The organism is Sphingomonas flavescens, assembly GCF_030866745.1.
Classification (GTDB): Bacteria; Pseudomonadota; Alphaproteobacteria; order Sphingomonadales; family Sphingomonadaceae; genus Sphingomicrobium; species Sphingomicrobium flavescens.
Window position 1 is genome coordinate 159,926 of sequence record NZ_CP133016.1, and the last position, 15,207, is coordinate 175,132.

Genomic DNA, 15,207 nt, shown 5'->3' on the forward strand with positions numbered 1-15,207 from the left:
ACTGTTATGGCCAGAATGATGAAGCCTCTCCGCAAGGCAATTGGGAAGTTCAAAAAGAGATTTATGACCCGCGACTATGACTTGATCGCCGCGAGCGGATTATTCGATGAGCAATATTATCTAAGCCGCAACACCGACGTGGTGGAAGGCGGCTTCGAAGCTCTCCGTCACTTTGTCGAATTCGGCTGGCGGGAGGGCCGCAATCCCAACAGCCTTTTCGATTCCGCCTGGTATCTTGAGACCTACCCGGATGTTGATCGTTTGGGCATCAACCCGCTGGTCCATTATATTCGCTTCGGGGGCACCGCCGGACGCGATCCAAGCCCGCGCTTTGACGGGGCCTGGTATCTTGAAGAGTATCCGGACGTTCGCGAGGGGAAGATCAATCCGCTCGCGCATTATCTGAATTGGGGCAAGGACGAGGGCCGCCTGGCGCGGAGCCGGAGCGACTTTCGCGGCGGCGCAACGGCATCGCTTTCGCCTTTCGAAAGCTGGCTCGCCGTTAACGAACCGAGCGATCGCGACTTTAGGGAACTGCAGCAACGCCTGGACAAGCTGGCCGACCGGTTGCCAAAGATCTCGGTCATCACGCCCGTCTACAACACCGATCGCCGGTATTTGGAAGCCGCCGTCGAATCCGTCGTCGGGCAGCTCTACGAAAATTGGGAACTTTGCCTCGTCAACGACGCAAGCCCGGCGCCACACATCCGGCCGCTGCTCGACCGTTTTGCGATCGAGGATCCGCGGATCGTCATCAAGCATTGCGCGCAGAACGGTGGCATTTCACGAGCGACCAACGCCGGAGTGGCGATAGCCACCGGGGATGTCGTGCTCTTCCTCGATCACGACGACCTCCTCGAGCCGACATGCCTGGCGGAGATTGCGTTGGAGTATGCCCAGCACGATGATGCCGACATCGTTTACAGCGATGACGACAAGATCGATGCGGTCGGGCGTCGTTACGCTCCGCAGTTCAAGCCCGACTGGTCTCCGACGCTCCTGCTATCGTGGATGTACATCAGTCACGTGTTCAGCGTGCGCCGGTCGCTTTTCCTCGAACTCGGCGGCTTTCGCCCCGACTTCGACGGGTCGCAGGACTACGATTTCGCCCTTCGCGCGGCCGAACGTGCTCGGTACGTCGGGCACATACCAAAAATCCTGTATCACTGGCGCGCGGTCGAAGGGTCGACCGCCACCGGGGGCGATGCCAAGCCCGAGAGCATGCAACGCGGCCTGCGGGCAGTGAACGAAGCGCTCGAACGGCGCGGAATCCGTGGAGCGCGCGCTTTCCACCCCGATTGGGCAGCCCTCGCCAATGTCGGCATGTTCGACGTCCGATTTCCCGACCAGGGTCCATCGGTGACATTGATTGTGCCCACCAGGAACCGAGCGGATCTGCTACGCAACTTGCTCGAATCACTCGAGAAGACGAGCTACCAGAATTACAGCGTCCTGATCCTCGACAACGAAAGCGACGAGGAGGAGACACTCAGCTATTTCCGGTCGCTAGAGGGTGCCGAGCGGATCAGGGTCGTGCGGATTGCGAGCGGCCCGAATGGATTTAGCTTCGCCAAGCTCAACAACGACGGCGTTGGGCACACATCCTCGGACTATGTGCTCTTCCTCAACAACGACACTGAAGTCATCAATGACAACTGGCTGACTCAGATGATGGGCTACGCTCAGATGTCCGGCGTCGGCGCGGTTGGCGCCCGCTTGTACTTCGAGGACGGCACTCTCCAGCATGGCGGCATCGTTCATGGCTACCATGAAGGGTTGGCCGGTCACGCGTTCCGTGGTCTTCCGCCGCACGACTGGGGCTACCTTGGGTTCGTCCGCAGCACGCGGGAGTATTCCGCGGTCACCGCCGCGTGCCTGTTGACGCCGCGAGCGCTCTTCGAGGAACTCGGCGGTTTCGACGACGAACATTTTTCGGTCGCCTACAACGATGTGGATTACTGCTACCGCGTCGTGAAGGCAGGCAAGACCTGCGTTTACTGCGCTTCGGCCGAGCTTTGGCATTACGAGGGCAAGACACGGGGGTTTGAGGACGATCCGGCCGAACGCGCCAATTTCCGGCGCATCTACGGCGGTTGGAAGGATCGGTGGTACAATCCCAACCTGTCGCTGGAAGACGAGCGTTTTCAGGTGGCCGCGACAAGGCCGGAAACGAATGACGCCCGCCCGGTGAGACTGGTCGCGGTCACGCATAATCTCAATAGCGAGGGTGCGCCGCAAACCCTCATGGACCTAGTAGTGGGTCTGACTGAGCGAGGCCTGATTGATCCGGTCGTGCTGTCTCCCGCGGATGGCCCCTTGCGCCGTGAATACGAAGCCAAGGGCGTCAAGGTGGTCGTCCTTAACGGCGTCCTGCACGGAGTGAAGGACGCGGATACTCAAGCGGCCGGCCTTGCCGGTGTCGGATTGACGCTGAAAGCGCTCGGGGCGGATGTAGTCCTAGCCAATACGCTCCAGACTTATTGGGCGGTGAAGGGCGCGCGGATGGCCGGCATCCCGTCCATTTTCGCACAGCACGAAAGTGAGCCTTGGGAGACTTATTTCGACTTCCTGCCTCCGGACATGCGTCCCGCAGCTTACGAAAGTTTCGCCGACGCCTATCGCGTGACCTACGTGGCGGAGGCCACCCGGCGGGCGTGGCGCCCGGTTGAAAGCCGCCGGAATTTCGAGGTCATTCGGCATGGCATCCCCGAGCAACGTCTGTCGGAAGAGGTCGGTCGTTGGGATCGCGAAACCGCGAGGAAGGAGCTCGGGCTTCCCAAGGACGCGATCGTCCTCTCGGTGGTCGGCACAGTCTGCCGACGCAAGGGACAGCTCGACCTCATCGAGGCCTGGCACGAGCTTCCCGATAGCCTTCGCGAGAAAACCTACGTGTTCCTTGCAGGTAAACTGGCCGATGAAGACTATACCGAAGAACTTCGGCAAGCGATCGGCGACAATTTGGACTTCATCGTCCTTACCGACCGCATTGAAGATCCATTCCTTTATTATGCGGCCAGTGACATTTCCGTCTGCACGTCTCGCGTAGAGAGCGCGCCGAGGATTATCGTCGAAGCCATGGCGTGCGGATTGCCGATCATCACCACGCCCGTGTTCGGAATTCCCGAGCTCGTTCGCAAAGGGGTCAACGCTCTGTTCTATGAGGTCGGGGACAGCCGCGCATTGGCCGAAGCGATCGAACGCTTGTTGGGTGATCCGAAATTGATGAAGAAGCTCGCGCAAAATAGCCCGAAAGTTCTCGAGGGGCAGCCAGGCTTCGAAGAGATGGTGGACCGCTACGCCAGCGTTATTCGGCAAGCGGCCAATCTGCGGATTGAAAGCAGTATCGACAGCCGGCCGAAGAAGGTAATCCGATTGCGCTCAGACAAGGGCGAACTGGCGGACGCCTAAAAATTCTTATCGGCAGATGAAGAATGAAAAATCGGACTTGCCGTCGGCGATCAGCTGGCCGTCCAATTCGATCAACAAGTTCATATAGGCCTGATGAAAGTCTGGTTGGTCTCGGAACGCGTCGACATTGATGAACGGAAAAATAGGGTGCAGGATCGTACCTCCAAGCCGGCGCTCGTCGACATTCTGGAAATAGATCCGGAGGAAATCCGGGATCAGCTTCGCGCGGACGCCCTCGGTCGGATCGCGGTCGAAGACCTGTTCGATAGTTGGAACGGGGTAGCTAGCCGCGTGACGCAACGAGGGGGGTAGTCCGTCGAGCAAGGAAGTCAGCAGCGCCACCTGCTCCTTGCCGTAGATGTTGTAGCAGTCGCCGACATATTCGTTGACGACGAACACGCCCCCGGGGGCTAGCGCGCTCCGGACCTGGCCCAGAAGATGTTCGAGCTCACGGACGTGGTGAAGAGAGCCTGAGCACAGGATCAGGTCGAATGCCCCGGGTTCAAGTTCGATTGTGTTGAAATTGCCTTGGAAAAACCGGACGTTGGTTAGTCCCTCGTCAAGGGCTTTTCGCGATGCAATCTCGACGCTTGCAGCGGAAAAGTCGAAGGCCTCGACCATTGCTTCCGGATTGAGGCGACCCATGGCCAGCTCATGGTCGCCGACCCCGCATCCAATCGACAGCATCCGGCCGAAAGTTCGTTCGGACCGCAGCTTATCAAACAGCCACCCGATCCAATGGCCCTCGCTTTCGCCGTTCGAAATGCGGCGATAAATCGTCGACGCGATGAAGGGGTCGGACGTCCACTGGCTTTCTTGGGCAGCGTGGGGATTATCTTCCCAGAAATTGCCGCTCGAGGCGTCGGCCATCCGACCATTCTCCTGCTTTGATCGTCGGCAATTCGCTAGATCCGACGATGAAACGCGGCTCTTCTGTAAGAGGGCGCCCGGTTTGCCAACCCGAAATTAAGCGGCGTCGAACAGTCCGCCTGAATGCGATCTTCGGCCGGGCGAAAGGTCATTGCTGCAAACAAACCAATCGCTTAGGCGGTCGTGGAAAGTGCGGAGTGACTAGTGGGCGACGTTCCAGAATCCATGCGCGAAGGCCGCGACCGCGTCGCCGATCGCTTCATTACTGGCGAGGGCATAGAGATTGGCCCCGGCAATTCGCCCATTCGGCTGCATCCCGACATATCGGTCAAGCATGTCGATCGGTCGACAAGAGATGTGCTGGTCGGCGTGCAGGGATGCGCGGAAGATTGGTCCGAACCCGACATCGTTGACGACGGTGAGGTTCTGTCGTCGATCCCGGATAATAGCATCGACTTCGTCATCGCCTGCCATGTGCTTGAACATACGCAGAACCCGCTTTCAGCGCTGGAGACATGGCTTTCCAAAATCCGCCCAGGTGGCGTCCTGTTCCTGGCGATCCCCGACCGGCGCCATTCATTCGACAGGGATCGGCCGCTTACGTCGTTCGAACATCTTGTCGCGGATTATAAGCTTGGGCCCGCCGATTCCGAAGACGATCACCTGCATGAGTGGGTGACTGTCGTGAACGGCGAAACGGATGACGAGCTGATCGCTTCGCAGAAGGCCGAATTGCGGAAGATTGACTATCGCATTCACTATCACGTGTGGGATACGAACAGTTTCATCGAGACCCTCGTTCGCAGCAACGGAATGGTCGGCGATTTCGACATCGAATATTGCGGATTCAATTGGATGGAGGCCGTCACTGTGCTGAGAAAACGTCCCAACGCGGCAGACCGGCCAGCGGCCGGCGCGTCGAGGACATCGGTCGCCGCGGGTGCTGGAGAATCAGCCAGTACGACGGTGCGATCGGCGCTGGAGCGAGCTCAGGCAGATCTTGAGATCGCCAGAACTGAAATTGACTCGCTGCGGCAGGCTGAAGCCATGCTTCGCGGACGTCTGGCGCGTCAGGAGAGGTTGCTTGAAGGCCTGCAGCGGCGAGCGGACGACATCTCGCTGCTCAAGGCCGAAGTCGGAAAACTGGAGCGTTTTCTGTCGGAGGCGCAGGAGCAGATCGACGTGCAGGACCGGGAAATTCGATCCCGGTTTGATGAATTGGCCACCGTGACCAAAGCGTTGCTCGAAGAGGAGCGGCGGGCTGAAGCGGCCAAGCAAACAGCTGACCAACTCCTGGAGATCACGCGCGTGCTGCTGAAGCGACAGCCCTGGTGGCTGGTCATGGCGCCGAGCACGGTTCGTCGGAAGAGGACCGCGCGACAGCTGGCGCGCAGCGGTTCATTCGACCCCGTGCAATATGCGGAAAGATTTCCGGACGTGGTCGCGGCGGGCCACGATCCATTCCGACATTACATCTATCACGGAATCGACGAGATGCGGTCGGGAACGCGTTAAGCATCTGACGATGCTTGGCGCTAGATCATTGCAATGTAATCAAAAAATCTGACAAAGGCGGCAAATTCGATTAATTTGCCCCTCAGCGACATTTCCCTATTCATCGCGCTTAGCCTCGACAGGGCTTCCATCGAAAGCGTATCAGAGGTCTTATGAATATCACTACGATCGACCACGACGCGCTGCGGAAAGTAGTTCGCAGGTCGAAAACCCGCGAGCGACTGTATCGCCATCGCTGGATCGCGTTGTTCGTGGTGCTGCCAACGGTTTTGGCCATCATTTACTACGGCCTGATCGCGTCCCCGATCTATGTTTCGCAATCTAGTTTCGTGGTCAAAAGCCCTGGGCAAAAAACCCCACCGACCTTGTCGCTTGCCAGCATCGTACAGACCACCGGTCTGTCGGGAGGGCAGGAGCAGACCAAGGAGATCGTGAAATATATTGAATCACGCAACGCGCTGGCGGACCTGCAGAAGCAGACCGACATTCGCGCCAAGTACGCAGGGCGCGGGGCTGACTTTCTCAGCCGTTTTCCCGCCCCTTGGCGCGATGACACCTTCGAGGATCTGTATCGCTATTACGGTTCGGTGGTTTCGGCCGATGTCGATGCGGAGTCCGGGCTTGCGGTCGTGGAGGTAAACGCTTTCACGGCACAGGACGCTTACCAGATCAACGCCAAGTTGCTGGATCTCAGCGAAGAGTTGGTGAACCGGCTCAACGTTCGAGCCGAAGGCCGTGCCATCGCCGAGGCGGAAAGGCGCGTCGAGGATGCCGAGGCGCGGGTCCGGAACGCTCGGGTGGCTCTAAGCACTTTCCGCAACCAGCAGGACATCATTGATCCGACGAAGCAGGCTGCCGGAGTTCTGGATATTTCAAACCGGCTCATTTCTGAGCAGGCCGCCTTGCAGGCGCAACTGGACTTGATGGTCCGGGCCGCGCCGCGGCACCCGTCGATCCCGGCGTTGCGCAATCGGATTGCGGCGATTGGCCGAGCCATTGCGGTTCAGAACGGACGGGCCGTCGGCACCCCGACGGGCATCGCTTCCAAACTTTCATCGTATGAAAAACTCAATGTCGAGCAGGAATTTGCCACGCAAATGCTGACCGCTGCTAGCACCGCGTTGGAGCAGGCTCGTACGGAGGCGCAGAAGCAGCAATATTATGTCGAGCGCGTGGTTGAGCCCAATCGGCCGGACATGCCGACGCTGCCCCACCGCCTCAAGCGAATCCTCATCGTCTTCGCGTCGTCCTTGTGCCTGTACTTCATCGGCTGGATGCTTGTGGTCGGTATTCTCGAGCACGCCCCGGAGGACTGATCGTGAGCCGACTGACTGCCGGCTGGCGCATTCAGCGCCGCGTCGTCGGCGCGCTGATGATCCGCGAGCTGGTTACCCGCTTCGGACGCGAGAACATTGGCTTCCTGTGGATCATGGCCGAACCGCTGCTGTTCGCCGTTCTGGTGGGCGTCATGTGGCGGTTCATGAAGGGGCCCGAGGAGCACGGCGTCAGCGTCATCGCCTTCGTCGCCAGCGGATACATTCCTCTGACACTGTTCCGCCACGCCGTGATGCGCGCCATTCGAGCTTTCACGGTCAATAGCGGCCTGATGTACCACCGACAGATCAAGGTTCTCGATTTCATCTTCGTCCGATTTCTCATCGAGATGATCGGCGCGATGATGGCCTACCTGTTTATCGGTGGCCTGCTGATGGCGATTGGGGAGTTCCCCGTTCCCGCCGACCTTGGCGCCTTCCTGCTGGGCTGGTCGCTGTACTGCTTGTTCAGTTTCGCGCTCTGCCTCGTTCTCGCGCCTTTGTCGGAGATGTCCGACGTGCTTGAGAAATTCATACCCGTCACGACTTACGTCATGATCCCGTTTTCGGGCACCTTCAACATGGTGTCGTGGCTGACGCCCGGTGCTCAGGACGCAATGTATTACTCGCCGTTCGTTCATGGCATGGAATTGATGCGATACGGCATTTTCGGTGCGAAGGTGGACGCGCGCTGGGATGTTACGGTGCCGCTGGTAGCCTCAATGATCTTCATCATCATCGGCCTCGCAATGTGCCGCCGGGTTCGTCGCGAGCTCGTCGTCGAATGATACAGTGCCAGCAGGTCAGCAAATCCTATCCCATGGGGCACGGCCGCAAACATGTGTTGCGGGGCATCGACCTCAACATTGAGCGCGGCGCACACATCGGTTTCCTGGGGCGCAACGGAGCTGGGAAGACGACGCTAATCAAGCTGCTGGGCGGCGTTGAGATGCCGACGTCCGGACGGGTCGTTAGGTCGATGAGCACTTCATGGCCACTCGGGTTCGGCGGCGGCTTCCAGGGCAGCCTTACCGGCTATGACAACGCCCGCTTCATCGCCCGCATCTACGGCAACGATTACTCGCAAATTCGCGAATTCGTCGAAGACTTCACCGAACTTGGTCCCCAGCTGAAGATGCCGGTAAAGACCTATTCGTCGGGCATGAAAGCGCGGCTCGCCTTCGCGCTGTCACTGGCGATCGAGTTCGATTGTTACCTGATCGACGAAGTGATCATGGTCGGCGACCAGAACTTCCATCGCAAATGCCATTATGAGCTGTTCGAGAAGCGGGGGGACCGGACCCTGGTATTCGCTTCGCATAGCGCCGAACTGATCCGGGAATTCTGCGACCGCGCGGTGGTCCTGGATCAGGGTACGGCGACGGTCTACCCCGACGTCAATGAGGCGCTGACCGTTTACAATGCGCTCTGAGACTCGCTAGCCGCGGTAGCGGTAGCGGCGCCCTTCCTGTTTCCCGTGCGTTAAATAGTGAGTGACTGCATCGAGTTTGGCGACCGCGACGTCCGGGTTTAGCTGGTAATAAGCACCCGGATCAAAATCGTCGGGCAGTCCGGCCGGCGTCCGCATCCGCCGCCGAATGCGCGTGACGAGGGAAGTGCTGGCGGTCTCCTCCGCATCGATGGGCGTCCCAAGATAACAATTCGGCTTCAATTTCTCCGTCGCAACATCAACGATCCGCCGCGTATCGTATTTCCCAACAGCCTCGTCGGAGAACGCCGGCGTGTAGTAGATGCAGTCGTCGAAATAATAATGCGTCACCTGGGACCATCGTGTGCGCTTGGGGTCGAGCCGTGGACTGCCGCCATGCAACAGATTGGCAGCCCAGATCAGCGCCTGGCCCTTCCGCGCGAGGAAGGTTTCCTGTGACGCCCCCGATTGTTCGACCAATGCAGCCCAAGCCTGTTCGAAGGGCTGTTGAGCTTTGTCCCGGGGGGCATCCCAGCCGCTTCTGCCCAACATGATGTTGCTGAGGATCGGCCAGCGATGCGAGCCCGGCAGATAGGTCAGCGGGCCCGCCTCTGGATGGACGTCCTCCATCGCGAGCCAGACGCCGCACATGAAGCGTTCGGGGATGCTGGAGAAATGGATGGAATCGCTGTGGAGGTGCTGCGCCGTCCCGACCGGAAAGTTCAGCGTCTGAAACGGGAAAGCCGGTCGGCCATAGAGTTTAGCTAAGAGATTGCTGACCTGCCGGTTTGCGGCGATCTCCCGAACATCTTCGTTGTAGACCCATGCATCCTGAATGCGGTGGCCCGCCTCTTTGACCGTGTTCGGGTCGAGGATGTCTTCGCCGAAACGCGGCGCCAAATAGTCCTGAACGCGAGCGATGCGCTCCTCGATATGGTCATCGGGGAAATCGATGACTGCATATCCGCGTTCATGCAGATCGCGGGCGACGCGCGCTTCTTCAACCGTAAGATCTAGCTGTCCCAACAGGCGTTCGAACAGAGGAGATTCGACGTATGGTATGCCGGGAAAGATCGATCGCAGGTCGGTCAAGGAGACACTCTCACAGACGGATGACGTATTTCTCGCTGTAGCGATCCAGGTTTGGATTGTGCAGCGGGTCCTGACAATTTCTCGTGTCCCACCGCGCTTGGAGCGTGCTTAATTCCCTTCGATACCGGTCGATCTGGGACGGCGCCATATCGCTGCCGCGCGACTTGGACTCATGATGCAAGAGGACCGCGTGCGGGACATAAACATTCTTCCACCCCGCCGTTTGTAGCTTCAGGCAGAAATCGACATCGTTGAAAGCGACGGTAAACTGGTCTTCGTCGAGACCGCCGACCGCTTCATACTTTCGCTTGTCCACCGTCAGGCATGCCGCGGTAACCGCACTGACGAAATGCGCCGAATGGGGCAGAGCGAAATATCCGGGTTTGTCGTTCGGTTCGAACCGGTGTGCATGGCCGGCAGCGTCGCCGATCCCGATCGTGACCCCCGCATGCTGGATCGTGCCGTCGTCGTATAGCAGCTTGGCGCCGACGGCTCCGATGTCGGGGCGGATTGCGTAACGCATCATCTCCGACAGCCAGGCGGGCTCTATCACTTCGGTGTCATTGTTGAGGAGGCACACATATTGGCCGTTCGCGACGGACACCGCGAAATTATTGATCGCGGAAAAATTATACGGTGCGGGGTAGTCCAGCACGCGGATGCGCAAATCCTTGGAAATCCTGGACAAGAACGCCGCGGTGGCCGGCTCGACGCTCCGATTGTCGACGATGAGGATCTCGAAGTTCTGGTAATCGGTGCGCGCAAGGACCGTTTCTATACAAGGCTGAAGAAGTTCGACCTTGTCCTTGGTCGGAATGATCAGGCTCACCATCGGTGCTGGTGACGGCAACGGCCAGGTGACGCGGGTGGTACCGAAAGGCCCCGGCGAAACGCTGCCACGTTGCCCCATCAGCGCCGCGGCGAGAGCCGTGCGCCTCTCTTCTTCATGGCCGGGCTCCAACAGAATCGTGTGACTAAGCACGTGAGGGATGTGGAGAATGTCCTCATCGCGAGTTTGCAGAGCAGATCCCACTGTCAGGTCGGCGATGTTTGCGATCGCCTGCTGGCTATCGACATGCTTCGCCACTGACGTCGCAATCGCCGTCGATGAGCGAAGCAAGTCCTGGGCAATGTAATATTCTCGATTCCACCGCGGCTTGAACCAGGGTGAATACCGCTCCTCTTTCTCATCCAACCGGTCTTCATCGCCGTAGATTATCGACGGCCGCGCTGCCTGGAGCGCCTGCCCCAACCGGTAGAGGGCGGTTGTGGCAAGCCGATCTCCTGCCCGGAGCGGAAGGATGTAATCGGCGTCTGCCCCCGCGAGGCGCGCGCCAATCGGCTCCGATGGGTGCCCGATGAGTGCCCAGCCCGGATAGATCTGTCCCTCAAGCGATCGGAGCGAACGTTCGACCGCGGTCTCGTCATCGGGACCACCGTGGAGGAGTATTCCGAAGCGCGGTTTATACTTCCAGCCATCGATGACTGCGGGGGCTTGAGCCACCGCCTCGCGGCTGTTTTCAATCCGAGCGATCCAGACTTCGTAGGCGAAAGGCAGCTCACTGCTCGCACGGAGCAAGATGTTGCGGGCGCGCACCCGCTTGCGCAGCGAACGCCAGTACAAGGCGCGCAATGCCTCACCCGGCCGATGTCGAACGACGCGGACGAACAATCCCCAAAATCCAATTTTCGGGCTGGGTGGCAGAGCGGTCAAAAGACTAGCAAAACATTAGGGTTAGGTTCAGAGGGCCGCGTACATCAGCTTGGGAGGACAAGCTAGTTGGGGTGTTCTCGCGTTTGATCTTGGCGCGAGACAAGTGTTATGGGCGGCGCAGATCATCTGACCGATTTCAGGGTTCTTCTAGAAATGTGGAATAAAAGCGGACCGCGGCGGAGCGGATTGTTTCGCCGCGCAGTGGTGGTCCTGATTTGCACTTCGAGCTTGGGCGCGTGCGCAAGCTTGCCTTCGAGCGGACCGACCGGCGTCGAAATTCGTCAGGCCGTTCGCAGCAAGACCAATCAATACCCCTTCACGCTTGTCGAGCTCCAGACGATTGCGGCCGTGCCATCTCCACCCGCCGTCCCGACCTCCGACCTTAACGCGATGCCACCTCGCCCCACCGACCTCATCGGGCCTGGCGACGTCCTCAACGTCACGGTCTACGAAGCGGGCGTATCGCTGTTCGGCAGTGCGCTGAAAGCTTCGGCATTAGGCGGCGGCTCAGTCGACACGAGCTCGAGCGGTGAGCGCCTCCCGCCGATGCGAGTGGACGACTACGGTTATATCAAGGTGCCCTTTGTCGGGCGCCTTCGCGCGGCGGGGCGCACGGCGGCTGAGCTTCAAACCATGATTCAAGGTGGCCTGCGCGGTTTGTCACAAGATCCGCAAGTTCTGGTCACGATCGAGCAGTCGATCACCAACAGTGTGATCGTAGCGGGCGAGATCTCGAAGCCGGGGCGCCTTGTCCTCGCCACGAACCGTGAATCCCTGCTCGATGCGATAGCTCTGGCGGGTGGCTACCGCGGCCAGGCCAAGGATGCGGTCGCGCGGATCCAGCGTGATGGTCAAACCTTCGAAATTCGCCTGAGCGACCTCCTCGACCTGCCGCAGCAGGACGTTGTTGTCGCGCCGGGCGATCGAATTACCCTCGTCAGCCGGCCGCAAAGCTTCTCGGTGCTGGGCGCACCGAATAAGTCGGAGGAGATTGCCTTCCCGAGAAGCCGCGTAAACCTGGCGGAAGCTGTCGCTCTGGCGGGCGGCGCCAATCCAAATGCCGGCGACGCGGCGGCAGTGTTCGTGTTCCGTTACGTGCGTCAGGCGGACGGCACTGAGCAGCCCACGGTTTATCATCTCAACATGATGCGGCCGTCCTCGTATTTGCTGTCGCAGCGTTTTGCGATGCAGGACCGCGACGTCCTCTATATTGGCAATGCGCGCGCCAATCAGCTGACGAAGTTCATCAACCTGCTGAGCCAGTTGTTTGTGCCGGTCGCAACTGCGCGAGCGGTCACGCAGTAGCTTTCGGCACGTCGCAAGAGGGGCAGTGATGGAGTTTCGGACGTTTGCGATCGACGGGCCCGTCGAGGTCATTCCGCGCAAGATCGGGGACGAGCGGGGCTACTTTGCGGAGATCTTCCGCGCCGATAAGTTCTCCCACCATGTTCCGGACACCGCCTTCGTCCAGGATAATCAATCGCTGAGCGTTCGCGCCGGCACCATTCGGGGACTTCATTTCCAGTCTCACCCGGCCGCCCAAGGCAAGCTGGTCCGTTGCCTCTCGGGCCGAATTTTCGATGTTGCGGTTGATCTTCGAAATGGATCGCCGACCTTCGGCAAGTGGATTTCAGTCGTGCTGTCGCCTGAGGACTGCAATCAGTTGTGGGTTCCGGTGGGTTTCGGCCACGGCTTCTGCAGCCTCGAGCCGAACAGCGTGATCAGTTATCGCGTGACAGCCTATTACAGCGCCGAGAATGACAAAGGCGTCGCCTGGGATGACCCGGACATTGCGATCGAGTGGCCGCGGCTTGCGGACCCCGCGACATTATCCGCCAAGGACAAGACCCAGCCGCGACTGGCAGAACTGCCCTCATACTTCTCTATGGATGACCTCAAATGCGCGTAATCGTCACCGGCGGTGCCGGCTTTATCGGCTCGGCCCTCGTCCGACATCTGGTGCTGGAGCAGCGCTATGACGTCCTCAACGTGGATGCCTTGACGTATGCCGGTTATTTGCCGTCGCTGCGGGACGTCGAAGGCAAGGCCAACTACCGGTTTCTGCATGCCGATATCTGTGATCGCGCAGCCATGACGTCGGCGATCGCGGAGTTCGCGCCCGATCGCATCATGCATTTGGCGGCGGAAAGTCACGTCGACCGCTCGATCACCGGAGCCGCAGACTTTGTGCAGACGAACGTCATCGGCACCTTCACGCTCTTGGAGGCCGCGCGCGAGTACTGGTCGGGCCTGGACGAAAAGACCAAGCAGGCATTGCGCTTCCTGCACGTCTCCACGGACGAAGTTTACGGTTCGCTGGGTGATAAGGGCCTGTTCACGGAGGACACGCCGTACGATCCAAGTTCGCCCTATTCGGCGTCGAAAGCGTCTTCCGACCATCTCGCCAAGGCGTGGCAGCGCACCTACGGCCTGCCGGTTGTCGTTTCCAACTGCTCGAACAACTACGGGCCCTATCACTTCCCCGAAAAACTCATTCCGCTGACCATTCTCAACGCGCTCGCGGGTGAGCGTCTGCCGGTTTACGGCAAAGGGGAGAATGTTCGCGACTGGCTGTACGTCGAAGATCATGCTCGCGCGCTTGACCTGATCGCGGAACGTGGACGGCCCGGAGAGACGTATAACGTCGGCGGCCGGAACGAGCGGCAGAACATCGATGTCGTGCGCCGGATTTGCCAGACTCTCGACCGCCTGGTGCCTGGCAACCGGCCACGTGAGGAACTGATCGAGTTCGTCACCGATCGCCCTGGTCACGATGCGCGCTATGCGATCGATGCGACCAAGCTGGAGACGGAACTGGGCTGGCGCGCGCGAGAAAATTTCGAGAGCGGGATAGAAAAGACCGTCCAATGGTATCTGGACAACGAGTGGTGGTGGCGCCCGCTGCGCGACCGTTATTCGGGCGAGCGGCTTGGCCTGCTGAAAACCGCCAAAGGCTGATTCCAATGCGCCTCGTGGTCACGGGCCGGGAAGGGCAGGTCGTCCGCTCGCTGATGGAGCGAGCGGCGGACACGGCGGTGGAGGTAGTCTCCGTAGGGCGGCCGGAGTTGGATTTGGCCGGTGACGCTGCTGCCATTGGCGCGGCAATCGAATGCGCGCGACCGGATGCGATCGTGTCGGCCGCTGCCTACACTCAGGTTGATCGCGCGGAGACCGATCAGCATGCGGCTTTTGCGATCAATGCGGAGGGCGCCCGCGCAGTGGCCGAGGCGGCGGCTCGCCTGTCCGTTCCATTGATCCACCTATCCACAGACTACGTCTTCGATGGCACGTCGCCCTCACCCTATCGGGAAACCGACGATACCGGCCCAACCGGCGTTTATGGAAAGTCCAAACTTGCCGGCGAGCAGGCGGTTCTCGAGGCGCATGCAAACAGCGTCATCTTGCGCACTGCATGGGTGTACAGTCCGTTTGGGGCGAATTTCGTGAAAACGATGCTGCGGCTGGCAGGCGAGCGCGACGAGATCTCGGTGGTCGCCGATCAACGCGGCAATCCCACCAGCGCGCTCGATATCGCCGATGGCATTTTGAAAGTCGCATCCAACCTGCACGCGAGTCCATCGGAAGAACTTCGCGGGATATTTCACATGACGGGGCAGGGGAGCGCGACGTGGGCCGATTTCGCCGAGACGATATTCGACTTCTCGGCGGCGCTCGGCGGTCCGAACGCGGCGGTTAGGCCGATTGGGTCAGCCGATTACCCCACGCCAGCGCGGCGGCCACAGAACTCGAAACTTGACTCGAGCAAGCTTGAACAGATCCATGGCGTGACCTTGCCCATGTGGCAGGCCTCGACGAAAGAGGTCGTCCAGCGCCTCGTTAACAAGCGCTAAGGGAGCAGCAATTAC

The 15,207-nt window shown here is 59.8% G+C and carries 12 protein-coding genes; 9 read left to right on the forward strand and 3 right to left on the reverse strand.

Translation table 11 applies throughout. The annotated features are described in order from the left end of the window. Window positions 1–63: 63 nt before the first annotated feature. Window positions 64–3,408, forward strand: coding sequence for a glycosyltransferase (locus tag QU596_RS00875; protein ID WP_308516432.1), 3,345 nt, complete (start codon window positions 64–66; stop codon window positions 3,406–3,408). A gap of 6 nt (window positions 3,409–3,414) precedes the next feature. Here QU596_RS00875 and QU596_RS00880 read toward each other — a convergent pair whose 3' ends face one another. Further along, the gene (locus tag QU596_RS00880) at window positions 3,415–4,278 is read right to left on the reverse strand and encodes a class I SAM-dependent methyltransferase (protein ID WP_308516433.1); all 864 of its coding nucleotides are present in this window, start codon (window positions 4,276–4,278) and stop codon (window positions 3,415–3,417) included. Window positions 4,279–4,482: 204 nt separating this feature from the next. Between QU596_RS00880 and QU596_RS00885 the strand changes: the two genes are divergently transcribed. From QU596_RS00885 to QU596_RS00900, 4 genes are all read left to right on the forward strand, one after another. Then, a complete protein-coding gene (locus QU596_RS00885) occupies window positions 4,483–5,793 on the forward strand; it encodes a methyltransferase domain-containing protein (RefSeq protein ID WP_308516435.1) in 1,311 nt (436 codons plus the stop codon). 251 nt (window positions 5,794–6,044) lie between these two features. After that, window positions 6,045–7,109, forward strand: coding sequence for a KpsE/RkpR family capsule polysaccharide export protein (locus QU596_RS00890; protein WP_308518012.1), 1,065 nt, complete (start codon window positions 6,045–6,047; stop codon window positions 7,107–7,109). A gap of 2 nt (window positions 7,110–7,111) precedes the next feature. After that, complete coding sequence (locus QU596_RS00895) at window positions 7,112–7,894, forward strand: ABC transporter permease (RefSeq protein ID WP_308516436.1); 783 nt, start codon at window positions 7,112–7,114, stop codon at window positions 7,892–7,894. Next, window positions 7,891–8,538 (forward strand): ABC transporter ATP-binding protein, encoded by a 648-nt coding sequence (locus tag QU596_RS00900; RefSeq protein ID WP_308516437.1) that lies wholly within the window; start codon window positions 7,891–7,893, stop codon window positions 8,536–8,538. Before QU596_RS00895 ends, QU596_RS00900 begins: the two co-directional genes overlap by 4 nt. 6 nt (window positions 8,539–8,544) lie before the next feature. On the opposite strand, the gene QU596_RS00905 is transcribed toward QU596_RS00900, so the two are convergent. Further along, the gene (locus QU596_RS00905) at window positions 8,545–9,627 is read right to left on the reverse strand and encodes a phytanoyl-CoA dioxygenase family protein (protein ID WP_420030930.1); all 1,083 of its coding nucleotides are present in this window, start codon (window positions 9,625–9,627) and stop codon (window positions 8,545–8,547) included. A gap of 10 nt (window positions 9,628–9,637) precedes the next feature. Continuing rightward, window positions 9,638–11,251: a glycosyltransferase family 2 protein gene (locus QU596_RS00910; protein WP_308516439.1), complete on the reverse strand. Its 1,614-nt coding sequence runs from the start codon at window positions 11,249–11,251 to the stop codon at window positions 9,638–9,640. 336 nt (window positions 11,252–11,587) lie between these two features. Here QU596_RS00910 and QU596_RS00915 point away from each other — a divergent pair, with 336 nt between their 5' ends. Genes QU596_RS00915 through rfbD form a run of 4 tightly spaced genes read left to right on the forward strand, consistent with a single transcriptional unit; the run spans window position 11,588 to window position 15,192 of the window. After that, a complete protein-coding gene (locus QU596_RS00915) occupies window positions 11,588–12,646 on the forward strand; it encodes a polysaccharide biosynthesis/export family protein (RefSeq protein WP_308516440.1) in 1,059 nt (352 codons plus the stop codon). A 28-nt stretch (window positions 12,647–12,674) separates the two neighbouring features. Continuing rightward, complete coding sequence (gene rfbC, locus QU596_RS00920; protein WP_308516442.1) at window positions 12,675–13,250, forward strand: dTDP-4-dehydrorhamnose 3,5-epimerase; 576 nt, start codon at window positions 12,675–12,677, stop codon at window positions 13,248–13,250. Then, window positions 13,241–14,299: a dTDP-glucose 4,6-dehydratase gene (gene rfbB, locus QU596_RS00925; protein ID WP_308516444.1), complete on the forward strand. Its 1,059-nt coding sequence runs from the start codon at window positions 13,241–13,243 to the stop codon at window positions 14,297–14,299. The genes rfbC and rfbB overlap by 10 nt, the downstream gene beginning before the upstream one ends. A gap of 5 nt (window positions 14,300–14,304) precedes the next feature. Continuing rightward, a complete protein-coding gene (rfbD, locus tag QU596_RS00930; RefSeq protein ID WP_308516445.1) occupies window positions 14,305–15,192 on the forward strand; it encodes a dTDP-4-dehydrorhamnose reductase in 888 nt (295 codons plus the stop codon). Window positions 15,193–15,207 lie beyond the last annotated feature (15 nt).